Here is a 25,242-nt window from a genome sequence, read left to right as displayed (position 1 = left end):
AACCGAAAGCAGCCGCTTTCGGTTTTTTAATATTGGATTTTGGTTTTGTTGTGCTTCCACATCATATAGCGGTAGCGGATCGTGCAACCGATGCAATAGCCCATCAGCGCAACTCCTGAAGCGATCAGCACCATGATGCTGAAAACGTAGCCGGCCGCTGCTGCGCCGATTGCAAAAAAGAGCAGGGACAGCCCGAGGCAGACTGTGGCAATCCATTGATTGAAAAGTTGCTGGTCGCGGTCCTCCTGGATATACGTATTCGCGGGTTTTTTCAAAAATCGTTTATTGAACTGGATGACAGGGTTCTTTTTGGTGATCAATGTATAAACGCCGACAAGGAACGGCAGCACTAGGATCGCTTTATGGAAAACAAGGGCAAGTATGACGGTGAGGACAATGAATGCTTGGTTGGATTGCACAAGCGGTTTTGGAATAGACATAAGGAAGCCTCCTTTGATTATTCGTTATTATACCAAGTTGTTTAGTAGGTTTAAAGAGAAATGCTTCAGTTTCGAAATATTTTTGATTATAAAATCAAACCACAAAAAAAGCAGGTGCCTTTTGAAGAGAGGCACCTGCTTTTATATGTTCATTTATCTGAACCATTCTTGTCTTTCGCCTTTAATGCCGAAGAAGCGCTGAGGGAAATTGCCAATGCCACGCCGATGATGAAAAACGCGAGGTTTTTCTGGACGATGCCCAGGATCAGGAAAGGTAATCCGATCGCAATCCCGGTTCCGACGTTCAGGCGGGCCGCCTTTTCTTTCATTTTTCCTCACATCCCTTCAAACGTTCATTTTATAGATTACGGCTGGAGACAGGAAAAGTTCCAGAAATAAGCGCACAAAAAAAGAACCGGCGTTTTTGCCGGCTCTGGTTTTATTAGTTAGATTGTACGCCTTCTTCTTCTTGGTAGACAGGTACCCAGCCTTCAGTCGTGACGAAGATGCGCACTGCGACAACTTTGCGGTCGTCGGCCAATGTGAAGTAATGCGTGATGTTTTCAGGGACAGAAATCAAGTCGCCAGGCGTCAAATGGACTTCGAAAAAGCGCTCGTCTTTGCCTTGGATGATAAAGACGCCGTGGCCGCTGACGATATAGCGGACTTCATCATCTGTGTGGATATGCTTGCGCTGGAAGTTTTTCAGCAATTCGTCGAGCTTCGGGTTGGAATCGGAAAGCGAAATGATGTCTGCAGCCTGGTAGCCGCGGCGTTCGGAGATGTCATCGATTTCGGCTTTGAATGCCGCTAAGATTTCTTCTTTTTCAGCGTCGCTGAGGTCAAATTTCTCACGCAAATGCTCCGGCAGTTTTTCAATGTCCCAATGTTCGTAGACGACTTCCTGTTGCTCCAGAAATGCCGCTACTTCGTTTTGCGCTTCGATTGTTTCGTTCGTGCCTTGGATTTTGATGATGGCCATGATAATCTTCCTCTCTTAATGGGATTGTATTTGATATAAAGCGAGCTGGTATTGAAATAAGAACTCGCTGGCTTCCAGTAATTTCTTCGCTTCAAATGGATCTTTGCCCCATACCGTGATGCCGTGGTTGCGGATCAGCACTGCACCGCTGTCTGCGGAAAGGTGTTTCTCGAACTCTTTCGTAAGGTTAGGGATGTGGGCGTGGTTCGGAATGATGGGAATCGTCAGCACGGCGTCTTCTTCCCAAAGTCCGAATGCCTTGATCAGCTCTAAGCCTTTAAAATCGATCTTGCCTTGGTCGCCGTAAATTTCGGAAATGACGTTATTGGCGACGGTATGGATGTGCAGGCTGCAGCCGGCACGGGTTTTGCCGTATATTGCGCAATGCAGCAAAGTTTCAGCTGAAGGCTTCAACGGCGTTTCTTCCACCGCTTTGCCGGCCGCGTCCACCAACAGGAAATCCTCGGAAGTCCGTTTACGCTTGTCTTTGCCGCTCGCAGTGACGAGAAACTCCAGCGGCGCGTCCTGGACTTTGATGGCCAGGTTGCCGCTCGTTCCCATGAACCAATCGCGCAAAGCTAATTCGTCTTTGATGTTTGCGAGTTCCTGCCATCTTTCCTGGAAGGCGGTCATGACTTCACCCCCAGTTTTTCATCGATGATCGACATGACGTCGTAGAAGTTTTCAAATGGCTTGTACGGGAGCCCGAGCTCTTCGCATTTGCCAATCAGGTAATCGCGCGCGATGACGAAATCCGCTTGCTTCGCAGCTTCTAAATCACTGATGGAATCGCCGATGACGATGCTTTGTGCGCCGTCCTCAAGCAATTGGCGGATGATCGAAGGCTTGCAGCAGCCGCAGCCCTGGCTCGTACATTGCTCGTCGCAGCCGTTTGGAAATTCAAGGCGGATCGACTCTCCCGAGAAATCCGCTCCGTTGCAATAAACCCCTGAAAAAGGGCCGAACGGTTTAATGAGCGGGTGGACAAAAAAGTCGATGCCTCCGCTGACGACATAAAGCGGAATTTCACGTTCGCGCGTGTAGGCGACAAAATCAGCAAAACCTTCGCGGATTTGCGCCTGCTCCAGAACAAATTCGATCACTTCATCTTTTTTGGCGGCCGGCAGCAGCGAGAACATTTGCGCCACGCCATCGCGGATGGAGATTTCCTGGGACAGGATTCGGTCTTTTATTGGAGTCCATCCCGGTGGATCAAAATGCTGAAGGATGGCGATGATGTTGTCTGAGTTGGTGATGGTGCCGTCAAAATCACAGAAGATGACTGTTTTATTCATGCTTATTACCCCCACATATCCAATGCTGTTTTTAATTCGTGATGGTGTTTGGCGGCTTCGTCAAGTGACTGTCCGTTCAGCACGGCGTCAATTGCCTGGCGGAATGCTTTGCCGCCGCCAGCCGCGCCGTCCGGATGGCCATGGACGCCGCCGCCTGCGTTGATGATGCTGTCAGTGCCGAAATCTTCGAACAGCTGTGGCACAAGGCCGGGATGGATGCCGGCTGAAGGCACCGGGAAAGTGCGTTTCAACGGGCTTGCTTTCACCAGTTCTTCGCCAAGCGCCAAGGCCTGGCTCTTTTCAAGTGCAACACTGCCGTAAGGGGAGGGGAACAACGAGAAGTCCGCTCCGGCAATGCGCGTCAATTTGCCGAGTGCGAGTGCGGTCGCCAACCCATAAGTCGGAGAAGAAGTGAAAGCGCCGCTGAATGCCGGATGGGCCATCAATGGGAGCCGGATGTCCGGGTCTTCCGCCAATTCCTGCAGAACGTCGAGCCCGTAAGCATGGACATTGAACAGCAGCGCGTCAGCCCCCCGTTCCCGTGCTTTTTTCGCTTTGTCGCGAAGCGTGGACGTGCGGCCGGAAAGATTCACGGCATACAAGGTGCGGTGGCCGGTTTCCTCGAACACAGCCTGCAGCACTTCTTTGCCAGCGGTAATCCGCTGTTCGAATGGCGTCAACGGATTGTCAAACAGGATTTCGTCGTCTTTCACAAGATCGACGCCGCCGAGCGCCTGCTGCCGCAGCTGGGCTTTCAAAAATTCCAAGTTCCGGCCGATTACGCCTTTGAAAATACTCATCACAAGCGGCCGGTCCTGGACGCCAATCAAACTGCGGACGCCTTCGATGCCGAATTGCGGCCCAGGGAAATGCCCGAGCAGTTCATCGTCGAAAGCTAAATCGAGCAGCTTCACTTCGCCGTCGAGCGACAGCTTTCCGAACACCGTGGTCAAAATGGCCGGCAGGTCCGGCGAGAAATTCGCGCTCGGATACGAGATTTTCGCTTCCGCGCGGATCAGTCCCGGGTTCAGCGGATGCGGTGCATCTTCAAACTCGGTGACCCAGATTACTTCACCTTTATGCTGTTTTAATTGCTCCTGCTCGAGAAGCGGCAAATCAGTCCACGAACCGATCGTCAAGCCAAGCGCGATGCCTTCCGCCTTTTTTTCAAATGAACCGGGTTTTCCGTAAAGTTGGTATGTCGCTGTCAATCTGCTCAAATCATCCACACTCCGTTTAAATTAATTGGAAATAGAAAAAAACCTCTTCAAACAAGAAGAGGTTAATGGGCTTAACAACTTCTTATTTCTCAGCCTGTCAAACGGGCTGCAAGAATTAGCACCGTGTCCATTGCTGGACCGGTTGCCGGGTGTCATAGGGCTTGTCCCTCCACCTGCTCTGAATAAGAATGCGTATTCAATTGGTTTCGCTATACAAAGTAATTCTGATTATTCCACGATTAAAACTTTCTGTCAATAATTATCTGTAAATTGTGGGTGAGGAAAAGTGGGATATTCGACCGATATTCCGCAAAACAGCTTCGCTTGCCGCGGGCGAGCGCCAAGCCTCCTCAGTCGCTTCGCTCCCTGCGGGGTCTCGGCTGTCTCGCTTTCCCGCAGGCGTCTCCGCTGTTTTGCTCCATATCTCGAGAGTCTATAGCAACTTCAGAAAGTGTATCTTTCGTGTTCTTTGTTAAAAGAAATGAAACACTATTATAAGTTTTAACATTGAATGAAGCGGAAGGCGGCGACACCTGCGGGACTAGCCTGTGCTGAAGACCCCGCAGGAGCGAAGCGACGAGGAGACTGAAGCCAGGCCCGCGGTAAGCGTCCGCCTGAAGCGAAACGAAAAGGAATATTGAAAAAAGTTATTGACACTCAATTCTGAATCGTGATAGGATTCTTTTCAAACAGCAAACACATATGCAACAACACTCTTATCAAGAGCAGGCAGAGGGATATTGGCCCTATGACGCCCAGCAACCGACCGTAATACCTTCGTGAGAAGGGGCGCTTCAGCGCCGGGATGAAGATCCCGCAAGGCACGGTGCTAATTCCATCAGAAATATACATTTCTGAAAGATAAGAGGCAGGGAAACTATATTTCTGAGCCTCTTTCTTTTGGGAAAGAGGCTTTTTATTTTGCATTCGAAAGGTAGATGACATATGGCAATAGCAGCTAAACAATACGAAGAATTGACAATAGAAACGGCGGTGGCGCTTGCGAGAACGCATTATCCATTCCCGGAAGGCGCGGCATTGCAATGCGACGAAATCGGCGATGGCAATTTGAATTACGTGTTCCGCGTGGCGGACCCGGAAAGCGGCAAGAGTGTGATTTTGAAACAGGCGCTGCCGTATGCGAAAGTTGTCGGCGAAAGCTGGCCGCTGACCTTGCAGCGCGCGCAGATCGAGGCGGACGCCCTTCGGAAACACGGCGAGTTCGTGCCGAATCTGGTGCCGGCGGTATATGCCACGGACGCGGTTTTGGCATTGACGGTGATGGAAGACTTGTCGCATTTGACGATTGCCCGTGAAGGCTTGATTGCCGGAAAGGCGTATCCGCAGCTGTCGACGGACATCGGCGAATACTTGGCGCGCACCTTGTTCCAGACATCGGATTTTGCGCTTCACCCTTTTGAGAAGAAAAAGCTCGCTGCGGCGTTCTCGAATCCGGAGCTTTGCAAGATCACCGAAGACCTCATTTTTACAGATCCGTTTTTCGACAATGAAACCAACGATTTCGAACCGGAGCTGAAAGGGGCTGTGGAAGCGTTATGGGCCAACAAGGCGCTTCAGCTGGAAGCGGCGAAATTGAAGTTCAGCTTTTTGACCGAAGCGGAAGCGCTGCTGCATGGCGACCTCCATACCGGCAGCATCTTCGCGAGTGACAGCGAAACGAAGGTCATCGATCCGGAATTCGCTTATTACGGGCCGATCGGCTTTGATGTCGGCTTATTCCTCGCCAATTTGATTTTCCAATCGCTGACACGCAAGGGGAATCAGCGCAAAGTGATCCTTTCGCATATTGAACGGACATGGGAAACGTTCGAGGCGCGGTTCACGGACCTTTGGGAAAACAAAGGCATTGAATCTTTCCAGCAAACGGCAGGCTACCGCGAGTTCATCATCGAGAAGATTTTCCGGGATGCTTTGGGCTTTGCGGGCTGTGAATTAATTCGCCGGACGATCGGCTTGGCGCATGTAAAAGATTTGGACGGCATCGAAGACGACAGCCGCCGCATCGAGTTGAAGGAGCGGGCATTGCAGTTTGGCGAAAAGCTGATTTTGCAGCGTGCTGAAGTGAAGAGCATCTATGAAGTGACAGCGTTGATCGGGGAGGCGGAATAATGGCAATCCCGTTATCAATTTCCTGGCAAGACGGCAAGCTGACGATTTTGGACCAGCAGAAACTGCCGCATGTAATCGAGTACGTGGCGCTGGAAACCTTGGAAGATGTCTATGACGCGATTTTATCGCTGAAAGTGCGCGGCGCACCGGCAATCGGCATCGCCGCTGCATATGGACTGGCGCTCGCGGCGGTGCGACACGACACGGAAGAACTTCAGACCTTTTTCCACTTAGTCGAAAAAGACGCGGCGCACTTGGGCAGCTCGCGCCCGACAGCGGTTAACTTGGTATGGGCGCTGGATCGGCTGACAGCGAAAGTGAAGGAGGCTGCCACCGTAGAGCAGGGGAAAGTGCTGCTGCTCGAAGAAGCGGTGCGCATCCACGAAGAAGACGAAGCAGCGTGCCGGAAAATCGGCGAATACGGCCTGGCTTTATTGGAAGGCAAAACGCGCGTCATGACGATTTGCAACGCCGGTTCCATCGCGACTGCGAAATACGGCACAGCGTTGGCGCCGTTTCATCTCGGAAGTGAAATCGGACGGCAATTCGAAGTGTATGCCTGCGAAACGCGTCCGGTCTTTCAAGGGTCCCGGCTGACGGTATGGGAGCTTCAGCAATCAGGGGTCGACGTGACGCTGATCACCGACAGCATGGCCGCCCATACGATTGGCGCGAAAGAAGTCGAGGCGATCATCGTCGGAGCCGACCGCATTGCAGCGAACGGCGACACGGCGAACAAAATCGGCACGCTGAATTTAGCGCTGCTGGCTGATGCGTACGGCATCCCGTTTTATGTAGCGGCGCCGGCATCGACATTCGATGTATCCATTTCTTCCGGCCGCGACATTCCGATCGAAGAGCGCAAAGCGGAAGAAATCACGCATATTGCCGGCATCCAAATAGCGCCGGAAGGCACGAAAGTATTCAATCCGGCTTTTGATGTCACGCCGGCACGGCTCATCAAAGCCATCATCACCGAACAAGGGGTCATCACCCCAGGGTACGAAAAAAATATCCCTGCCGTTCTCGGCGCTTACACAGGAAAAGGAGCAAATTCATGAAAAAACAATCGCTTTTATTCATCACATTATTATTGATCCTCAGTGCCTTTTTAGCCGCTTGCCAGCCAAAAGGGGAAGTCAGCGAAGAAGGAACGTCAGATGCGACGAAAGCGGAAGCATCGGACCACCCGTTAGCCGGCAAAAAAGTGGCATTGATCATGCAGATCAACCTCGGGACATTTTCCGCGCAATACATTGAAGGCGTAAAAGAGCAGGCTGGAAAATTCGGCGGCAGCGTGACAGTCTTCACTTCTGAAGGCGATTTGGCGAAAATGGCATCGAATTTGGATGCAGCGATCAACCAAGGCTTTGATGCCATCCTGATCGACCACGGCACGAAAGAAGCATTGAACCAAGGCGTTGAAAAAGCAGTGGAACAAGGCATTCCGGTTGTGGCATTTGATGCAGGCGTTGACGTTGAAGGCGTTGTTTCTCTTGAGCAGGGCGACCAGAAAATGGCTGAAATGACCTTGGAGCGTTTGGCTGAAGACAGCGGCGGCGAAGCGAATATCGTAAAAATTTGGGTAGCTGGCTTTGCACCGATGGAACGCCGCCAAGTCGCTTATGAAAAATTCTTGGCGGATAACCCGGGCATCAAAGAAATTACGGCATTCGGCGGGGCGACCAAAAACACCGCTCTTGATACACAGGCACAGATGGAAGCGATTTTGAAACAATACCCGAACGAAGGCGACATTACAGCGGTTTGGGCAGCATGGGACGAATTTGCGAAAGGTGCTGTGCGCGCGATTGAACAAGCTGGGCGCACAGACATTAAAGTGTACGGCATTGACATGAGTGATGAAGATTTGCAGATGATCCAAAAAGAAAACAGCCCGTGGGTAGCATCGGCTGCCGTTGATCCGATGGACATCGGGCGCATCCAGGTGCGTTACGCATATCAATTGATCAATGGTGAAACGCCGGAAGAAAAAGTGGTGCTGGAACCGGTATTCGTGGATGCAGAAAAACTTCCGTCTGAAGCGATTACGACAAATGAATTGAGCGAGTACATCGAAGGATGGGGCGCGAGCGACCAAGGCTACACCGACGATTTGAAAGAATTGGAAGGCAAGTAAAAAATGCACCGAAGCTGTCCTGCATGACGGGGCAGCTTCTTTCTCAGAAAGGAGGCGGGCAGATGGAGCATCCACTATTGGAAATGACAGCTATCCGCAAATCATTCGGCAATGTTACGGCTTTGGAGCAAGCACAGTTCAGCCTCGAAAAAGGGGAAGTCCATGCATTGCTTGGGGTCAACGGTGCCGGAAAAAGCACGTTGATGAAAATTTTATCCGGTGTCTACAGCCAGGACGAAGGAGACATCAAATTGAATGGCTCTCCGCTCGGGCTGCGCTCGCCGAAAGAAGCAAAAGAGCAGGGCATTTATACGGTTTACCAGGAAGTCGACACGGCGATCGTTGCTGAATTGTCAGTAGCAGAAAACATCCTGCTCGACACGTTCGCAGGAGGCAGCTCTTTTTTCATCTCCCAAAAGAAACTTTACGACGATGCACGCCGCGTTTTGAAAGAACTGCAATCGGACAATATCGCGGTCGGCCAGAAAGCGGCCGACCTGACCTTGGCGGAAAAGCAGCTCGTGCTGATCGCCCGGGCGCTCGTCCATTCGGCTAAAATCATCATTTTCGATGAACCGACAGCACCGCTGTCACTGCACGAATCAGCAAAATTGTTCTCCGTTATCGAAGGGTTGAAAGCACAAGGCGTCGGGTGTATTTTCATCTCGCACCGGCTGCCGGAAGTGTTTGAAATCAGCGACCGCATCACCGTCATGGCGGAAGGCACATGGGTCCAGACCTTTGATACGTCTGCTGCTTCACAGGAAGAAGTCGTCGAATCGATGCTAGGCGCTAAACTGAGCAACGAACTGGTGCACCGCGACCATGAAATCGGCGCACCGCAATTGACGGTGGAAGGGTTGTCGGACGAAGGCAAATTGAAAAACCTGTCGTTCGGGGCAGCGGCTGGCGAAATTGTCGGCGTCGTCGGATTGGTCGGAGCAGGCAAAACCGAATTGGCGAAAGCGCTGTTCGGGGAATCGAAGCTCACGTCCGGCACGATCACGCTCGGCGGCAAGCGTCTGAAGTTGAAACACCCTTCAGATGCCATCAAGGCAGGCATCGCATTGGTGCCGGAAGAACGGCGCAAAGAAGGTTTGTTCGTCCAGGAATCATTGTCAGCCAATGCATCTTTCCCGAACCTGCGGAGATTCTCGCCGAAGTTCTTCATGGACAAAAGGGCGGAAAGGGCATTTGCCAAAGACATCATCGGCCGCCTCCAAATCAAGACCGACAACACCGAGACGCCGCTCATCCATTTAAGCGGCGGCAATCAGCAGAAAGTGGCGATCGGCAAGTGGATGTCGCTCGATTCGAAGCTGTACCTATTCGACGAACCGACCAAAGGCGTCGATATCGGCGCCAAAGTGGATATTTTCAAGTTGATCCGCCAATTGGCGGCGAGCGGCAAAAGCTGCGTGTATTTTTCCAGTGAAATTCATGAAGCGATCGGCATCTCCGATCGGATTTTAGTTATGTACAACGGTCAGATCGTGAAGGAATTTTCACGGCAAGAAGCGACCCAGGAAAGGATTTTATTATATGCAAGCGGTGGAAAAGAAGAGCGCGGTGAAAACCGGCAGCAGCACGAAAGAGAAAGCCATACAGTTTCTGTTTAAATACGGTGCCATTGCGTTGCTCGCTATCATCATCTTTTATTTCAGCACGGTCAGCGACGCCTTTTTGACCTATGGCAATTTCAGCGACATCATGCGGTCGATTTCGATCGTCACGTTGCTGGCGCTCGGCGTTACGTTCACGCTCGTCGTCGACGGCTTCGATTTGTCCGTCGGCTCGACGATGTCGCTGTCGACCGTCGTCACAGCGTCGCTCATGGTGTGGTACGATATGCCGCTATGGCTCGTACTGCTCTTGCCGCTGTTGATCGGTGTGCTGGCAGGCGCCGTCAACAGCTTCCTCATTGTCGTCCTCGGCATCCCGGATTTGCTCGCGACGCTCAGCATGATGTACATTGTCGCAGGCTTGCACCGTACGTATACGGAAGGCTATTCGATCTACAATAATATGCCGCTGACTTCCGGCGGCACAGCGCCTGGGCAATTGTCAGAGGCGTTCTTATGGATCGGCCAGGGGCAGATGCTCGGCTTGCCGGTACCGGTGTGGATCATGGTTGTGCTGGTGCTCGCTTCATACCTGGTCCTCAACCATACGCGCTGGGGCCGGGTCTTGTATATGACAGGCGGCAACGCAGAAGCGGCGACTTTGTCCGGCGTCAACGTGAAGAAAGTGAAATTCACGGCGTACGTCGTATCCGGTATTTTCGCTTCGATGGCGGGCATCCTATTCACGGCGCGCGTCGGCTCGGGCCAGATCGATGCAGGAGCTCCGCTGATGATGGAAGCGGTAGCCGCGGTATTCGTCGGCTATTCCGTCCTTGGCGCAGGCAAACCGAACGCACTTGGCACGTTTTTCGGAGCCGCGGTCATCGGCATTCTGCTGAACGGCCTGACGATCCTCAATTTGCCATATTACGCGTTCGATATCATCAAAGGCGGCGTGCTGGTAGCGGCGCTTGCTGTAACTTACGTCTATGCGAAAAAGAAGTTTTCAAAAAGCTAGCTTTCCACCGATACACCTCTTTCAAAGAGGTGTATTTTTTATGGCAAAAAATTGGCATCCAACATCCAGTGCTTCCAATTTTATTGGAATTATAGCAGGACGCTAATAAATGAGGGATGAAGGCGAGAAATTGCCGAAAAGGGAGTCAAAAAATTAATTTTTAGAAAACCGAAATAAAATGCTGGCAGGTAGTAAGGCACATAAAGTAAACTATAATTACCAATATTTTTAAGGGGGAAGTTTTTTGGAATGTAATAATTGTGCAGTCGCGAGCTTAAAGTTCGAAATTCGCCTGGATGGCGAATTGAATAGCTCGGTTTTGGAGCAAGTTGCGAAGTTTTTGGAGAGAAGAGAAATGGCAGTAATCAGAAAAGAGAACAAATTGCAGATTGATGAACAGGGAGCGAGAGAATTCCTTGATTTTTGCAATGACTTGCTGGATCCGAATGAAGTGGTGTTTCGCATCAATCAGGAATCCTGGCAGCCTCTTTCTGACATGGAACATGTTTTTAATATGGCGTGGATAGACGATGTCATCAAGAACGAAAGGCTTATATGCCATTACCAGCCAATCGTTGATGCCTATGGAAATGTGTTCGCCTATGAAATGCTTTCGCGCTTCCAGAACGAAGACGGCTCAACCATTTACCCCAATGAAATCTTCCCGGCGGCAAAAAGCAGAGGCCGCCTTTACGCACTTGACCGGGTCTGCCGGATGACTGCTGTGAAGCATGCGGCGGTCTTGAAAGGGAAAAAGGCATTTATCAATTTTATCCCGACATCGATTTACTCACCTGAGTTTTGTCTGCGTTCGACGACTGAACTCGCCAATCAATTGGGAGTGGACCCGAAAGAATTGGTGTTTGAAGTGGTAGAGACGGAACAGGTGGACGACATGGACCACTTGAAGAAAATCCTAGCCTATTACAAAGAAAAAGGCTTCCAGTATGCATTGGATGATGTCGGCGAAGGCTATAGCACAGCAGAGGTGCTGGCTGAATTGAAACCGAAATACATGAAGCTGGACATGAAATACGTCCAAGGCGTTGCAGATGACGAATCAAAGCAGGCTGTGGCAATAAGCTTCCTGAACAAAGCGATTGAAATCGATTCGGTCCCATTAGCTGAAGGCATTGAAGTGGAAGAGGATTTCAAGTGGCTGAAAAACAAAGGCTACGAGCTTTTCCAAGGCTATTATTTTGGCAAGCCGTCGGCAGAGCCGCAATTGGTGTAAATTCAAAAGCTTCCGGGACCTGTATCCCGGAAGCTTTTTCTATTGGCATTTAGATAAGGAGTCTTGCATTGGACCCCTGAAAATAGAGAATACCCTTGGGAAAAGAGTTTCTTCTCCCAAGGGTGTTATTTTTTCATCAGCAAGTATATGAAATACGGCGCGCCGATCAATGCGGCCATGATGCCCGCAGGGATGCCTGAAGGTTCAAGCATATTCCGGCCGAGCGTGTCCGCGAGCAGCAGCAGCCAGCCGCCGATCAGGATGGCGAGCGGCAAGAACAATTGATGGCGCGGACCGACAAGCGATTTTGCGATATGCGGCGCCATCAAGCCGATAAAGGCGATGCCGCCGGTTACCGAAACCGCAGCGGCCGCTAATGCGACAGCGGTCATCAGCAAAGTGAGACGTTCTTTTTCAATCGAAACACCGAGACCGACAGCGACCGGTTCGCTCAAATTCAGCATGTTCAACCGGTTTGCCTTGTACAGTGTAAACGGAATGAGCACCAGCAGCCAAGGCAGGATGGCGAGCACGAACGGCCAGTCAGTGCCCCAGATATTGCCGGCCAGCCAATTGGCGATGAAATCCACTTTTTCGCGTTCGGCGGAGGAAATCAAGACAATCATGATTCCCGACAACGCCATCGAAAAACCGATGCCGACCAATACGAGGCGGATGGGCTGAAGGCCCGTTGCTTTATTATAGGAAAACGCGTAGATCAGCAAAGCAGTTAGAAATGCACCCGCAAAGGCGACAGCCGGCAGCAAGTAGACGAACAGGCCTGGATCGACCGGCATGAACAGGAAGAACACTGCAATTGCTACACCGGCTCCTGAATTGATGCCGATGATGCCCGGATCCGCCAAATCATTGCGCGTGATGCTTTGCAGAATCGCGCCGGCGAGCGCCAGCGCCATGCCGGCCAATAAGGTGATGGCAATGCGGGGCATGCGGATGGAATACAGCACAAAATCTTCTTTGAATGTGCCTTGTCCGATAAATGCTGCGAACAGGCGGTCATAGGATAGGGATGAATAACCCGAGCCGAGGCTCACCACCACGGTTGCGGCAATCAGCAGCACGAACGCGTAAAAAAAGCGCCGCTGTTTTTTAAGTAAAGCAGCCTGGATCATGTGAACGCTCCTCCTCCTTTACGCACAATAAGCAGGAAGAAAGGCAAGCCCAGCATGGCGACAATCGCCGCCACCGGTGTTTCAAACGGTGCATTGATCGTTCTGCCGAGCAAATCTGCGAAGAGCATGAAAATCGCTCCGGCAATAGCGGACATGGGAATGATGTGGCGGTAATCGACGCCGACGATGGCGCGTACGATATGCGGCACCAACAAGCCGACAAAAGCCATATTGCCGGCAAGCGCTACGGCAGCACCGGCAAGCATGGTAATGGCAACGAACAACAATGCTTTCGTCTGCATCGTTTTTTGGCCAAGGCCGATTGCCGCTTCCTCGCTTAAGCTGAGGATCGACAATTGCCGTGCGAGCAGCAACGCAATCACCAGCGACACGGCGATAAAAGGGGAAATCACTTTTAGCTGCCCCCACGTCGTGCCGATCAAGCCGCCGGCAGTCCACATCGACACGTCTTTTGAAATCTTGAAGTAAATGCCGATGCCTTCTGCGAGTGCGCTCAGGAAAGCGGAAATGGCGGCACCCGCCAAGACGATGCGAAACGGAGAAAAACCGCCTCTTTTGACCGAGCCGAGCCCGAATACGAGCGCGGCACCAACGGCAGCGCCGATAAAGCAGGCAATCATGATGCCGAAATAATTGGCAGCCGGGATGAACGCCAAAGTGATGGCAAGCGCAGCGTTTGCGCCGGCAGTCAAGCCGAGCAGGCCGGGATCCGCTAATGGATTGCGCGTCATGCCTTGCATGATTGCTCCGGACACCGCAAGTGCGGCACCGACGAGGACAGCGGCCACTTCCCGAGGCAGCCGGATTTCACGGATCACCGAAATGGCGTCATTCGACGCGTTCGAAAAAAGTGCCAGTGCCGTGTCTTTCAAGCTGATGTCGGCAGCCCCGAAAGCGATGGAAATGACGAACATGGCAGCAAAAGCGACGGCGCCAGCCGCTATTTTGATGAAAAATGAAGTTTGGTTTGGCATAAGGCATCATCTTTTCTATATAGGCTAAGATTCAATTTGGGCATGTCTGCGTTTGAACACCAAAGAGGAATCCCTGTTGGCAGGAATTCCTCTCGCAGCGTTATTGTTTCAGAAAGTGTTCCTTGAAGAACTCCAATTGGTAATCCAATGAAATCGGATCGTTGAAATAGAATTCCTTGGCATTGGCTTCGAAAACCTGGCCATTTTTGACGGCTGGCGTGTTTTTATAGACATCTGTTTCCTGGAAAGAGTTGTCTTGTTCGCTGTCTTTGCTGAAGATGACGTAATCGCCCATGTATTCAGGAAGCACTTCCTGAGACAAAGCATAGAAGCCGTCTTTCAACGCCATTTCTTCCACTTTAGCAGGCATTTTCAATTTCATTTCCTGATAAAGGATTTCGGTTCCGCGTCCCCAGTTATCGCCGAAGACGTACAATTGCTTATCGAAGTTTTCGATGACCGAGACAGTTGCGTCTTCGCCGATTTCAGCACGGATGTCATCGCCGGCTTGTTGGGCGCGCGTTTTGAAATCGTCGATCCATGTTTGCGCTTCTTGTTCTTTGTTCAATAATTTACCGATTTCCAAGTGCTGTGTCAGGTAATCGACTTGGCCGTAAGTATATGTCACGGTAGGCGCGATTTCCTTCAATTTGTCGATGTTCTTGATGGTTGAAAGGCCGATGATCAAATCCGGCTCCAATTCGATGATTTTTTCTAAGTTATCTTCTGTTACTTCTTCAACGCCCTGCAATTCTTCTTCAAAACGCGGGTTCGCTTTTGACCAGGCATCAACACCGACTAGCGGCACATCAAGCGCCATGACATTTCCTGCATAAGTCGACAGCACCAAAACGCGCTGCGGGTCTGCCGGGACTTCTACGGGGCCGCTTTCGGATTCGTATGTAATGGTATCGGACGAGCCGGATGTTTCGGCGGGTTCAGCAGTTTCGGAATCGGAATTGCATGCAGCAAGCAGCAATGCTGCCAGTAAAACAAGGAATAGGGTTAGCTTCTTCATAATGGGTCAAGCTCCTTTGATTAAGTTATAGGTGATGCAGATCGGTTTTTGCGTTCTTGGATCGATGCCGATGTCGGCGTCGATGCGGAATACGGTTTTCAATACGTCCGGCGTAATGACTTCGTGGCTGGTGCCGGATTTGACGATTTCACCGCTTTTCATGGCAATGATGTGGTCGGCGAAACGCGATGCTTGGTTCAAATCATGGAGTACCATGACAATTGTGCGATGCTGGTCTTCATTGAGCTTCTGCAGCAATTCGAGGATTTCGAGCTGATGCGCCATGTCCAAATAGGTGGTCGGTTCATCCAGGAAAATCATTTCAGTTTCCTGGGCGAGCGCCATGGCAATCCATACGCGCTGGCGCTGGCCGCCGGATAAAGCATCGACCGGGTGGTATTTGAAAAACTGCGTGCCGGTGACATCGAGCGCCCAATTGATGATTTCGTAGTCTTTGGCGGTCAAGCGCCCGAAACCTTTTTGGTAGGGGAAGCGGCCGTAAGAAACCAGTTCGCCGACGGTCAATCCCGGAGCGCTTTCCGGCGTTTGCGGGAGAATCGCCATTTTTCTGGCGAGCAGTTTCGTGTTTTCCTTGGCAATTTCTTCACCGTCGAGAACGATCGAGCCGCCCTGGTGGGGAATGACGCGGGTCAGCGCTTTCAACAGCGTCGATTTTCCACAGCCGTTGGAACCGATAATTGTCGTGATTTTCTTGTCTGGAATTTCCAACGACAGGTTTTTGACGATTTTCCGTTCCCCGTAGCTGATGTCCAAATTCTCTGCGGACAGGCGCACCATGCAATTTCCTCCTTTCAATAAAAATTATGTATATGTGTTGATAATGAGAATCGTTTTCAGTACAATGATAACTATAAAACTAATGAGAATCATTGTCAATTATAAATTGGGAGCAGGTGTGTCAAAATGGTTAATGCAGAGATATTCGACGTCACAATCATCGGCGGCGGTCCGGCGGGGCTTTATTCGGCATTTTACAGCGGGCTGCGTGAAATGAAAGTGAAGCTGATTGAGTTCCAACCGCAGCTTGGCGGAAAACTCCATGTCTATCCGGAAAAAATGATATGGGATGTCGGGGGGCAGACGCCGATCCAAGGCGAAAAGCTCATTGAGCAATTAGTGGCGCAAGGCCTGACATTCAAGCCGGAAGTCGTTCTCAATGAAAAAGTCGAAAAAATCGGACGCAACCAGGATGGCCATTTTGAACTTGTGGGCTCTTCGGGTCAGCTGCACCTGTCGAAGACAGTGATTGTGGCAGTCGGGGGCGGCATCCTGAATCCGCAGAAGCTGGAAATCGAAGGCGCTGAGCGCTTTGAAGTGTCGAACCTGAATTATACAGTGAAGTCGATCGAACGCTTTAAAGGGAAAACGGTGATGATTTCGGGAGGCGGCAATTCAGCCATCGACTGGGCCAACGAACTGGAACCGATTGCCGGCAAAGTCATGGTGACGTACCGCAAAGGGGAATTGGCAGGGCACGAAGCGCAAGTCTCCCAACTGATGAACAGCAAAGTCCATTGCTTCCTGAATACAGCCATTACAAAATTGATTGCGTCAGATGAGCGCGATGTGGTGGAGTCGGTTGAATTGACCCATCAATTGACGGGCGAAACGCATCTCGAACCTATCGATGAAATCATCATCAACCACGGCTATGAGCGGGACGCGACCTTGCTCGAAGCAAGCGACTTGCCGCTCGATATTGCTGATGGCTATTATATCTCCGGCAATGCAAACAGCGAGTCGACCGTACCCGGTCTATTCGCAGCGGGCGATATCCTGCAGCATCCAGGCAAGTTGAATCTGATTGCGGGTACGTTTCAGGACGCCGCAAACGCTGTGAACAAAGCGAAGCAATTCATCCAGCCGGACGCCAACGGCATTGCCATGGTGTCGTCGCATAATGAAGTATTCAAGGAACGCAATAAAGAATTGGTGAAGCAATTGATCACTTGATGAAGAAACCTCTTGTTTGAATGGCGGCATTTGAAGGTATATTACAATTGTCGAGGAAAATTCAAAGGAGGAATTCTATAATGGATTTTAAAGATCATGGAAAAGAACCGTATGTATTGAATATCGAAGACGCTACAAAAGAAAACAGCAATTTCCGTACCACAATCTGGACAGGTGAAAACCTGCAAGTGACGGTGATGAGCGTCGAACCTGGCGACGACATCGGCTTGGAAAAACACGAAGGCGACCAATTCCTGCGCATTGAGGACGGCAAAGGCTTCGTGCAGATGGGCGACAGCGAAGACAACCTGACGTTTGAAGAAAATGCCGAAGATGATTATGCCATCATGATTCCAGCTGGAAAGTACCACAACGTAACGAATACCGGCGATGAGCCGTTGAAGATTTATTCGATCTACGCACCCCCTGAGCATGAAGCGGGCACTGTCCACAAGACAAAAGCCGAAGCGGAAGCTGCAGAAGCGGAAGAAGAATAAAAATAGGGAACAACAAAGGGCATCCTCAAATCCGAGGATGCCCTTTAAACTGTAGACAAAGTCCAATCAAAATGAATAACTGTGTATAAGCCAACCGTTCTGGCCACTTCGCTTTCCGTGGGCTCAGCTTCAGCCTCCTCGTCACTGACGTTCCTGCGGGGTCTTCAGCCTTCGCTGTCCCACAGGAGTCTTCGTGGCCAGACCGGTTGTCAGCTTGTAGCTCAAATCAGAAAGTGTAACCATCTAATCCACTTTTCCTAAGCAATCTCTCAAGGGTTCGGAGTGCAATGCGGCGAAGGGCAAATATGTGCTCTGTCCCTGTCTCTGCATCGCTGCGCTAGCTTTGTGTCTGGAGATAATAGAGAACTACAGATAATGTACCTGTAATTTCATTAATAATATGTCTGTTTTGTTATTAAAAAATACCTTTGAGTGAAGCGGAAGTCGGCGACTCCTGCGGGATCAGCGAGACAGGCGAGACCCTGCAGCGCTCTTCCATGTTTCGAAGCTAGCGTAGCGATGCAGAAACAGGAGCGTAGTGACGAAGCGGCTCGGCGCTCGCCCCGCGGAAAGCGTCCGACTGAAGCGAAACGAAAAAGACACCCTACTTAAGGATGCCCTTTTCCTATTATGCAGTTGTTGCTGTGCGGTTGGCGCGGTGTTCTTTTCTGCCGTGCAATAGATAATACATGAGCAGCAAAGCAGCAGCGACAACGCTGAGAATCGCATACAGCTGGCTATAGCCTGTAACCGATATGATAAATCCGAGCAGGTAAGGGCCGAAGCCGAGTCCGGCATCCATAAAGATGAAGAATGTCGATGTTGCGAGCCCCATGCGATGCGATGGCGTTAATTTTACCGCGACCGCTTGGGTAGTGGACTGGATATTGCCGAAGCCAAGGCCAATCAGGAAGCCGGCCAGCAGGAACGTAAAGCTGTTTTGTGCTGTGCTCAACAATAGCAGACCGACTGCAAAAATGGCGATAGCTGGGTACATCACGTAATTGGCCCCTTTTACATCCATCAAGCGGCCAGTAAATGGCCGTGAAAAAAGGATAGCGATGGAGTAGACAAGAAAGAAGAACGTTGCCGCTTCAACGAGATCGCGGAAGTCGGCGTAAAAGCTGATGAAAGACAAGACGCTGGCGTAGCAGAATCCTGCGAGCAATGTGATGACAGCAATCGGAACTGCCTTGGGTTCGATGTAATCGGAAACCTTGAACCCTTTCGCTTCGTTACTGTTCGGTGGTGCTTCAACCGGTGGAACTGTCACCAGCAATGAAATAAGCAAGCTGATGATTCCGAAGATCAGGCAAAGCGTAAAGATCATACCGAAGGTTGAATTCTGTGACATATAAAGCCCGATAAAAGGGCCGATGGCAGTGGCAAGCGTCGTACTGAGGCTGAAATAGCCGATTCCTTCGCCTTTTCTCGACATCGGAATGATTTGAGCGATAATCGTGCCTGCAGCGGTGCTGGCAATTCCCAGCGTTATGCCGTGCAGAAAACGCGTAGACAAAAGGAATGGAAGCCCAAAGTCCACAAAATAGAAAAGCGTCGTCAAGGTAAACAAAGTGAGTCCGAGAACCATCGTTTTCTTGCGGCCAATGCGGTCAATTGCACGCCCCATAAAAATTCTTCCAGTTAATACACCTATAATGAAAATGCCGGTGACAAGGCCAGCCTCGCTATTGGAAGCGCCGAATTCTTGTACTGCGTAGACGGCGATGGTGACCATTAATAAATAAAAGACAAAGACTAGAAAAAAGTTGACGGACGATGTCAGGATAAAATCCTTCGTCCACAAGGGGGCTCTATTTTTGTTCATTTGTATGCTCCTTACTGGTTAATTGGTGGCGGATCCCTTTCATGATGCGGGTGGTTTGCTGTTGCTGTGCTTCAGAGACACCGGAAAGAATGTCCTCTTCGAGCGCATCTACGGCTATTCGCACTTCTGCGTACAAGATGTAGCCAGTTTCACTCATTTCGATCCGTTTTTCCCGGCGGTCTTTGCCCGGAATATGGGACAGGTAGCCGATGTTCTCCAAGCGGCTGATGGTGCGGGTAATCGTCGGTTTTTCGACGCGCAAATATTGGGCGAGTTCGACCAGTGTGGCCGATCCGTTATTGGCCAAATAATGGAGAATCGACCATTGGGCGCGGTATAGCCCATAATTGCCCAGGACATCGTTCAGGTGGTGTTCAAAAGATCGATATAACAGCATGAATTGCTGGAAAAATTCTTGAGAAGCTTTCATGTGATGCCTCCTGGCTTATTAATTCGGGAAACTAATGGTTAGCTAAGGTAACTATTAGATGATAAAGCAAAAAAATAGGATTGTCTATGATTTTCTACTTAAAGTGAGCAATGATTGATAAGGAAAAATGTTCCAATTTAAGAGAGGTTCTATTATAATTTAATAAATAAGAAAGGCGGGGTGCCGTGATGGAAAAAATAGATTCGAAGTTCCGTTGGGTCGGCAGCGATAACCATTTCGTGGATCTTCTCGACGTTCAGGCAATAGATGGCGTGGTGCTGGGCCGTTTCGGCGGCAATTCGTCAGCCGGGCAATATAAAAACGAAGATGCCTGCCTCATTTGGCAAGACAGCGCCCAAGGCTGGGAATTTGTGATGTTGCTGGATGCCCATAATTCGGCGGAAAGTGCAGAAACTGTGTTGTTGCAAGTGGAAGCGCATGAACAAGAAGTGAAGTTTTTGCTCGGTCAATCGATGGATAAGGATTTTTTCCGGAACTTGGAGCACAAGGTGCTGGAAATGTTTCAAGAAGAAACGTTCTTGCAGGCGTGCCGGAGGGTGCAAGGGGAAACTGCGTGTCTGATTGCAGTGCGCAAAGGGAAATATGTCTGGTGGTTTTCTGTTGGAGACTGCCTCTTGTATTTATTCCATCCGGAATTGAAGGCTTTTGGGCAATACCAGCTGAACCAGCGACAGTTTTATGAATGGATCGGCGAAGTGAATACGTTTGAGCAGCCGGTACCATGCTACTCTTCCGGTACGAGAGAGTTGCGGCAAGGCGTGAACCGTCTGTTGTTAACGACAGATGGCTTGGTGGAATGCCCAGTAGGGGTTTATGCCGAACCGGCAAGCATATATGCTTCGAAGCCGGGGCGTGGCGGCGTTGAAGAAATGCTGAAGACGATACAGCAACACGGTGTGCGAGACAGCACGACGATTATTTCCTGGGAAATAATCGTCAAAGAAGCCGCTGCAATGCCAAGTAATTTATAGGGAGGATAATCACATGGATTTTAAGCAGGAAATATACAATGAAATTCCGGTTATTGAAACAGAGCGGCTTGTTTTGCGCAAATTGGAGAGGGAAGATGCAGCCGATCTCTTTGAATACGCATCTGATCCAGCGGTGCCGCGTTTTATGCCTTGGGAAGCGCATAATACAATAGAAGAAACGAATGAATTCATCACATTTATCTTGGAAGCTTATGAGCACCAACGGAAATTGACATGGGCAATTGAATTAAAGGAAACCCGAAAAATGATCGGGACCATCGATTTCGTCAAGTGGCTGCCGAAGCATGGAAGGGCAGAAATTGCTTATGCGCTATCACGCGACTATTGGGGATTGGGCTTTATGCCGGAAGCGGCAAGGGCTTTAATAGCGTTTGGTTTTAACGAAATGGACCTTAATAAGGTGGAAGCCTCTATATTGCTTGAAAATGCTCAGTCACGCACTGTTCTTGAAAAAATGGGTATGTCATTCGAAGGCGTTGCCCGGCAGCATTTTAAGATGAAGGACGAATTCGTGGACCTTGCGATGTATTCATTGCTTAAAAGTGAATTCTTACAGGAACGGAAAAGAGCGTTTTAGAGCGAAAGTCCGGGTATGATAAAATCGGAAGTAGGTCTTTCTGAAAAGCAGGTGCTCTTGTGGAAATTGTTCTATTTATCGCGATCATTCTGGGAGCTTCGGTATTGCAGACCAGCACAGGGTTTGGTTTCTCGATATTGGCGACGCCGTTTCTTCTGCTGCTTTTCAACGTAGCCGAAGCGATCCAGATCAATTTGATTCTTTCGCTTGTCATTTCAGGGGCGTTGATTTTTAAAATCCGGTCAGACATCGACATGGCTGTTTTGAAAAGGCTGATTGCGGGAAGCGTCGCCGGCATGCCAGTAGGAATTGCCATTTTCCTGTCGGCTGATTTGGAAAAATTGAAGTTAGCAATCAGCCTCATCATTTTATTGTTGACGGTGCTGTTGATCTTTTCGTTGCGGATAAAACAGACAAAAAGGCGAGACACGTTTTTTGGTGGATTGTCGGGAAGTTTGACGACAAGCATCGGCATGCCAGGGCCGCCGCTCTTGCTGTATTTTTCGGGTACTAACACAAACAAGGAAAAACTGCGGGCAACAACGCTCGCGTTCTATCTGTTCATCTATTCTATAAGTTTAATGCTGCAAATCATCTTTTCCGGTACAAGCAAAACTATTTGGACAGCAAGCGGCTTGGCGATTCCGCTCGTGTTGGCCGGCCTTTATTTAGGGCAGCTTTTATTCAAGCGGATTGACCAGCGTACATTCCGTTTTGTTACCTATGGAATCTTGCTGTTTACCGGGCTGTTCTTGCTGTTCGATAACTTTTAATAGAGGTGATTCCAACGGCGAAAAAACCTTCAGATGAAGAAGATTTTCCAAAGAGCATCGGCAAACCGGCGCAGCGCGCGCTTTTGGCTGCGGGCTATCAGCGGCTGCAGGACTTGTCTTCAGCCACTGAGCAGGAGCTGCTTGATTTGCATGGCTTCGGTCCGAAAGCATTGGGCATCCTGCGCCAAAAGCTTGCAGAACAAGGCTTGCGTTTTAAATCTTGATAGATTGCACACAAAAAGCCATTCCGAAATCAATCGATTTCGGAATGGCTTTCTTCTATAATATGGCTTCGTTTATTGCTGTTTCCTGAACTCCAGCCTGCTTGGGCTGTGCTTTATGTTCCAGTGAGCGACTCCATGCACTCAGCAATACGGCGCCGAACACCATGATGGCGCCTACCCAGGAAGTGTGGATAAGGCCGATCGAGTCTGCGACCATCCCGCCGAGTACAGCACCGATGGCAATCCCGGCATTGAATGCGGCGATATTGATGGCGGAAGCTGTATCAACGGCACTCGGCACGTAGCGTTCCGCAAGCATGACCGCATACACCTGCAGCCCCGGAACATTCATGAATGCGAATAGACCCATTAACAGGATTGTGATCAAACCGGCAATTTTGAAGGGTGCTGTAAATGCCAGTACCAGCAAAATGACGGCTTGGATCAAGAACATGTAAAACAACGCTTTGATCGGATTGCGGTTTGCCAGCTTGCCGCCGATCGTATTGCCGGCAGCAATGGCGATGCCGTAGCCGAGAAGGATGAGCGTCACCGTTCCGGCTTTAAAGCCCGTGACTTCCTGCAGCAGCGGGGACAGGTAGGTGAAGACGACGAATGTTCCGCCGTAGCCAAGAGCGGTGATGGCGAATACCAGCAGCAACCGTCCGTTCGTCACCAGTTTGGCTTGGTCGCGGAATGTCGTGCGCGCCGCTTTTTTCAAATCAGCAGGCACCAGCACGCTATTGCCGATAAATGCGATGATTCCGATCACGACAATGGCCATGAACGCGATGCGCCAGCCGAATTGCTGGCCAAGGAATGTGCCGAAGGGTACACCGGTGACCGTCGCTACTGTCAAGCCGGTGAACATCATTGCAATTGCGCTGGCCCGTTTGTTTTCCGGTACCAAGTCCGCCGCAATGGTTGCGCCGATCGCCATGAAGACGCCATGTGCCAAGGCAGAAACGACGCGGGCAGCTAGAAGAACAGTGACCGTCGAGGCAGTTGCCGCAATGAGGTTGCCGATGATGAAGACGACCATGATCCACAGCAGCAAGGTTTTCCGGGGCATATTCGATGTCAAAGAGGTCAGCACGGGTGCTCCGACCATCACGCCAAGTGCGTATAAGGAAACCGTCAATCCGGCGGTGGTGACAGAGATCCCCAAATCCGCCGCAATCATCGGCAGCAAGCCGACACTGATAAACTCAGTCGTGCCGATCGCGAATGCACTAAGGGCTAACGCCAATAGCGCGAAATTACTTCTTCTTTTATTTAAAGACATTTTTTTCTCCTCCAATAAATTAATTTTTTATCGATTCATTTTGTTCGATAAATGTTATTATGAGTTATGGAGTTTATAAAAGGAAGTACGTACTTTAAAGTGCTATAGATACTTTTTAGTGCCTATGAAAGGACAGATTGATATGGCGAAGAAGTACAATATCTCAGTGGAAGCGACGTTGGAAGTGATCGGAGGCAAGTGGAAAACGGTGATTCTCTGCCATTTGACGCATGGCACGAAACGGACGAGCGAATTGCGCCGGCTGATGCCGAACATCACGCAAAAAATGCTGACGCAGCAATTGCGCGAATTGGAAACGGATGGAGTCATCAACCGCATCGTCTATAACCAAGTACCGCCGAAAGTCGAATACGAACTGAGCGAGTATGGCTGGAGCCTGCAGGGAATCTTGGATTCATTGTGCAATTGGGGCGAGATGCATATCGAAAAAGTTTACGGCGATAAATTCGAGGTTTTAGAAGAAGGCGTCCTGAACGATCATTTGAAATAAGCACCATATAAAATACGGAAAAAGAGCCAGCACCCCATAATTTGGGGAGCTGGCTCTTTTTCTTATAAGCGTTTCTGCGACATCGCTTCGCGCATATCCTGCAATGCACTTTTGCCTTCGTCTCCGCGGGCGATCATCAAGTTCGTATAAAGGGCATCGATCAAGCTGAGCTGCGCGATGCGGGAAGAAAGCGCTTCTGAACGGAAGTCGGTTTCCTCCGAAATGGTATAAAGGGCGATATCGGCATCCTTTGAAAGAGGTGATTTTGCGAAATTCGTCACACAGATGATTGTGACGTCTTTTTCTTTCAGCACACGCAGAATATCAAGCACATCGGTCGTAGAGCCGGAATGCGAAATGACGATCGCGACATCGCCTTTTTGCAATTGCGAAGCCGCCATCAGCTGCATATGGGAATCCAAATTCATCGATACAAGCAGCCCGAGGCGGATGAATTTGTGGTAGCCGTCCATGGCAATCATGGCAGAGCCGCCGCTGCCGAAAAACTCAGTTTTGCGGGCTTTCATAATGGCCTGTACGGCGCGTTCCATAGCTGCGGCATCAACAATCTGCAGCGTTTCTTCGAGCGTGTTGATATTGGAGCGGAATACCTTTTCGGTGACGCTGCGCACGCTGTCGCCTTCTTCAATCTGTTCATGGATATCTTTCAACGGTGCAACAACTTCGGCGGCAAGTGAAATCTTGAAAGCCTGGAAGCCTTTAAAGCCGATGCGCTGGCAGAAACGGAAAATGGTCGATTCCGCCAGACCGAGTTCATCCGCAATCTGATTAATTGTCAGGTGAATGATGTTTTTGGGGTCGTTCAACACATAATCGGCGATTTTCTTCTCTTTATCACTGAATCGCTGGTAGCTTCCCCGGATAGCTGCCAGCGCAAATTGCTGCTCTTTCATCAAGCGCCCCTCATTTCTGTGTCAGATATTTCTCTTAATTATAGAATAA

General features: G+C 50.2%; 27 protein-coding genes and 2 riboswitches. Of the genes, 13 read left to right on the top strand and 14 right to left on the bottom strand.

The window, feature by feature from the left end; translation table 11 throughout:
* Positions 1–26: 26 nt before the first annotated feature.
* The 6 genes from QMA09_RS05810 to QMA09_RS05785 form a co-directional block, all read right to left on the bottom strand.
* Positions 27–440: a DUF4395 domain-containing protein gene (locus QMA09_RS05810; RefSeq protein WP_290212388.1), complete on the bottom strand. Its 414-nt coding sequence runs from the start codon at positions 438–440 to the stop codon at positions 27–29.
* 149 nt (positions 441–589) lie between these two features.
* Positions 590–769: a hypothetical protein gene (locus tag QMA09_RS05805; RefSeq protein ID WP_290212387.1), complete on the bottom strand. Its 180-nt coding sequence runs from the start codon at positions 767–769 to the stop codon at positions 590–592.
* 113 nt (positions 770–882) lie between these two features.
* The gene (locus tag QMA09_RS05800) at positions 883–1,422 is read right to left on the bottom strand and encodes a 1,2-dihydroxy-3-keto-5-methylthiopentene dioxygenase (RefSeq protein WP_290212386.1); all 540 of its coding nucleotides are present in this window, start codon (positions 1,420–1,422) and stop codon (positions 883–885) included.
* 15 nt (positions 1,423–1,437) lie between these two features.
* Positions 1,438–2,055 (bottom strand): methylthioribulose 1-phosphate dehydratase, encoded by a 618-nt coding sequence (locus QMA09_RS05795; RefSeq protein WP_290212385.1) that lies wholly within the window; start codon positions 2,053–2,055, stop codon positions 1,438–1,440.
* Complete coding sequence (locus QMA09_RS05790; protein ID WP_290212384.1) at positions 2,052–2,717, bottom strand: 2-hydroxy-3-keto-5-methylthiopentenyl-1-phosphate phosphatase; 666 nt, start codon at positions 2,715–2,717, stop codon at positions 2,052–2,054. Before QMA09_RS05790 ends, QMA09_RS05795 begins: the two co-directional genes overlap by 4 nt.
* Before the next feature lie 5 nt (positions 2,718–2,722).
* Positions 2,723–3,937, bottom strand: coding sequence for a 2,3-diketo-5-methylthiopentyl-1-phosphate enolase (locus QMA09_RS05785; RefSeq protein ID WP_290212383.1), 1,215 nt, complete (start codon positions 3,935–3,937; stop codon positions 2,723–2,725).
* Between the two features lie 79 nt (positions 3,938–4,016).
* Positions 4,017–4,126, bottom strand: a riboswitch (SAM riboswitch).
* A 524-nt stretch (positions 4,127–4,650) separates the two neighbouring features.
* A riboswitch (SAM riboswitch) is annotated at positions 4,651–4,805 on the top strand.
* 77 nt (positions 4,806–4,882) lie between these two features.
* Between QMA09_RS05785 and mtnK the strand changes: the two genes are divergently transcribed.
* The 6 genes from mtnK to QMA09_RS05755 all read left to right on the top strand — a co-directional run bounded on the left by mtnK (position 4,883) and on the right by QMA09_RS05755 (position 12,021).
* Positions 4,883–6,067 carry an S-methyl-5-thioribose kinase gene (gene mtnK, locus QMA09_RS05780; RefSeq protein ID WP_290212382.1) on the top strand — a complete coding sequence of 395 codons (1,185 nt, stop codon included), beginning with the start codon at positions 4,883–4,885 and terminating at the stop codon, positions 6,065–6,067.
* Positions 6,067–7,128 carry an S-methyl-5-thioribose-1-phosphate isomerase gene (gene mtnA, locus QMA09_RS05775; protein WP_290212381.1) on the top strand — a complete coding sequence of 354 codons (1,062 nt, stop codon included), beginning with the start codon at positions 6,067–6,069 and terminating at the stop codon, positions 7,126–7,128. The genes mtnK and mtnA overlap by 1 nt, the downstream gene beginning before the upstream one ends.
* A complete protein-coding gene (locus QMA09_RS05770) occupies positions 7,125–8,207 on the top strand; it encodes a sugar ABC transporter substrate-binding protein (RefSeq protein WP_290212380.1) in 1,083 nt (360 codons plus the stop codon). The genes mtnA and QMA09_RS05770 overlap by 4 nt, the downstream gene beginning before the upstream one ends.
* Before the next feature lie 62 nt (positions 8,208–8,269).
* A complete protein-coding gene (locus QMA09_RS05765; RefSeq protein ID WP_290212378.1) occupies positions 8,270–9,826 on the top strand; it encodes a sugar ABC transporter ATP-binding protein in 1,557 nt (518 codons plus the stop codon).
* Entirely contained in the window at positions 9,750–10,787 is a 1,038-nt protein-coding gene (locus tag QMA09_RS05760; RefSeq protein ID WP_290212377.1) for an ABC transporter permease, read from the top strand. Before QMA09_RS05765 ends, QMA09_RS05760 begins: the two co-directional genes overlap by 77 nt.
* A gap of 244 nt (positions 10,788–11,031) precedes the next feature.
* Positions 11,032–12,021 (top strand): EAL domain-containing protein, encoded by a 990-nt coding sequence (locus QMA09_RS05755; protein WP_290212376.1) that lies wholly within the window; start codon positions 11,032–11,034, stop codon positions 12,019–12,021.
* 125 nt (positions 12,022–12,146) lie between these two features.
* On the opposite strand, the gene QMA09_RS05750 is transcribed toward QMA09_RS05755, so the two are convergent.
* The 4 genes from QMA09_RS05750 to QMA09_RS05735 form a co-directional block, all read right to left on the bottom strand.
* Entirely contained in the window at positions 12,147–13,154 is a 1,008-nt protein-coding gene (locus tag QMA09_RS05750) for a FecCD family ABC transporter permease (RefSeq protein ID WP_290212375.1), read from the bottom strand.
* The gene (locus tag QMA09_RS05745; RefSeq protein ID WP_290212374.1) at positions 13,151–14,149 is read right to left on the bottom strand and encodes a FecCD family ABC transporter permease; all 999 of its coding nucleotides are present in this window, start codon (positions 14,147–14,149) and stop codon (positions 13,151–13,153) included. The genes QMA09_RS05750 and QMA09_RS05745 overlap by 4 nt, the downstream gene beginning before the upstream one ends.
* Positions 14,150–14,249: 100 nt before the next feature.
* The gene (locus QMA09_RS05740; protein WP_290212373.1) at positions 14,250–15,167 is read right to left on the bottom strand and encodes an iron-hydroxamate ABC transporter substrate-binding protein; all 918 of its coding nucleotides are present in this window, start codon (positions 15,165–15,167) and stop codon (positions 14,250–14,252) included.
* A gap of 6 nt (positions 15,168–15,173) precedes the next feature.
* Positions 15,174–15,965 (bottom strand): ABC transporter ATP-binding protein, encoded by a 792-nt coding sequence (locus QMA09_RS05735; protein WP_290212372.1) that lies wholly within the window; start codon positions 15,963–15,965, stop codon positions 15,174–15,176.
* A gap of 126 nt (positions 15,966–16,091) precedes the next feature.
* Between QMA09_RS05735 and QMA09_RS05730 the strand changes: the two genes are divergently transcribed.
* Complete coding sequence (locus QMA09_RS05730; protein ID WP_290212371.1) at positions 16,092–17,141, top strand: NAD(P)/FAD-dependent oxidoreductase; 1,050 nt, start codon at positions 16,092–16,094, stop codon at positions 17,139–17,141.
* A gap of 80 nt (positions 17,142–17,221) precedes the next feature.
* Positions 17,222–17,638 (top strand): cupin domain-containing protein, encoded by a 417-nt coding sequence (locus tag QMA09_RS05725; RefSeq protein WP_290212370.1) that lies wholly within the window; start codon positions 17,222–17,224, stop codon positions 17,636–17,638.
* A 628-nt stretch (positions 17,639–18,266) separates the two neighbouring features.
* Here QMA09_RS05725 and QMA09_RS05720 read toward each other — a convergent pair.
* Positions 18,267–19,466 (bottom strand): MFS transporter, encoded by a 1,200-nt coding sequence (locus tag QMA09_RS05720; RefSeq protein WP_290212369.1) that lies wholly within the window; start codon positions 19,464–19,466, stop codon positions 18,267–18,269.
* Positions 19,453–19,896, bottom strand: coding sequence for a MarR family winged helix-turn-helix transcriptional regulator (locus QMA09_RS05715; RefSeq protein ID WP_290212368.1), 444 nt, complete (start codon positions 19,894–19,896; stop codon positions 19,453–19,455). Before QMA09_RS05715 ends, QMA09_RS05720 begins: the two co-directional genes overlap by 14 nt.
* 188 nt (positions 19,897–20,084) lie before the next feature.
* On the opposite strand from QMA09_RS05715, the gene QMA09_RS05710 reads away from it, so the two are divergent.
* From QMA09_RS05710 to QMA09_RS05695, 4 genes are read left to right on the top strand one after another with little or no spacing between them, the layout of a single operon-like run.
* Positions 20,085–20,888 carry a protein phosphatase 2C domain-containing protein gene (locus tag QMA09_RS05710; RefSeq protein WP_290212367.1) on the top strand — a complete coding sequence of 268 codons (804 nt, stop codon included), beginning with the start codon at positions 20,085–20,087 and terminating at the stop codon, positions 20,886–20,888.
* 13 nt (positions 20,889–20,901) lie between these two features.
* The gene (locus QMA09_RS05705) at positions 20,902–21,486 is read left to right on the top strand and encodes a GNAT family N-acetyltransferase (RefSeq protein WP_290212366.1); all 585 of its coding nucleotides are present in this window, start codon (positions 20,902–20,904) and stop codon (positions 21,484–21,486) included.
* Positions 21,487–21,545: 59 nt separating this feature from the next.
* On the top strand, positions 21,546–22,259 hold the full coding sequence (locus QMA09_RS05700) for a sulfite exporter TauE/SafE family protein (RefSeq protein WP_290212365.1): 714 nt from the start codon (positions 21,546–21,548) through the stop codon (positions 22,257–22,259).
* 5 nt (positions 22,260–22,264) lie between these two features.
* Positions 22,265–22,483, top strand: a complete 219-nt coding sequence (locus QMA09_RS05695) for a helix-hairpin-helix domain-containing protein (protein ID WP_290212364.1) — start codon at positions 22,265–22,267, stop codon at positions 22,481–22,483.
* A 55-nt stretch (positions 22,484–22,538) separates the two neighbouring features.
* Here the strand turns inward: QMA09_RS05695 and QMA09_RS05690 are convergent, their stop codons facing one another.
* On the bottom strand, positions 22,539–23,768 hold the full coding sequence (locus tag QMA09_RS05690; RefSeq protein ID WP_135502157.1) for an MFS transporter: 1,230 nt from the start codon (positions 23,766–23,768) through the stop codon (positions 22,539–22,541).
* A 142-nt stretch (positions 23,769–23,910) separates the two neighbouring features.
* Here QMA09_RS05690 and QMA09_RS05685 point away from each other — a divergent pair, with 142 nt between their 5' ends.
* A complete protein-coding gene (locus QMA09_RS05685; protein WP_183736480.1) occupies positions 23,911–24,279 on the top strand; it encodes a winged helix-turn-helix transcriptional regulator in 369 nt (122 codons plus the stop codon).
* A gap of 62 nt (positions 24,280–24,341) precedes the next feature.
* Here the strand turns inward: QMA09_RS05685 and QMA09_RS05680 are convergent, their stop codons facing one another.
* Positions 24,342–25,193 (bottom strand): MurR/RpiR family transcriptional regulator, encoded by an 852-nt coding sequence (locus tag QMA09_RS05680; protein ID WP_290212363.1) that lies wholly within the window; start codon positions 25,191–25,193, stop codon positions 24,342–24,344.
* Between the last annotated feature and the right edge of the window lie 49 nt (positions 25,194–25,242).

It is taken from the genome of Planococcus sp. APC 3906, assembly GCF_030407685.1.
In the GTDB taxonomy this organism is placed as follows: Bacteria; Bacillota; Bacilli; order Bacillales_A; family Planococcaceae; genus Planococcus; species Planococcus koreensis.
The sequence above is the reverse complement of the archived record's forward strand: the minus strand, read 5'-3'. Positions and strand labels throughout refer to the sequence as shown.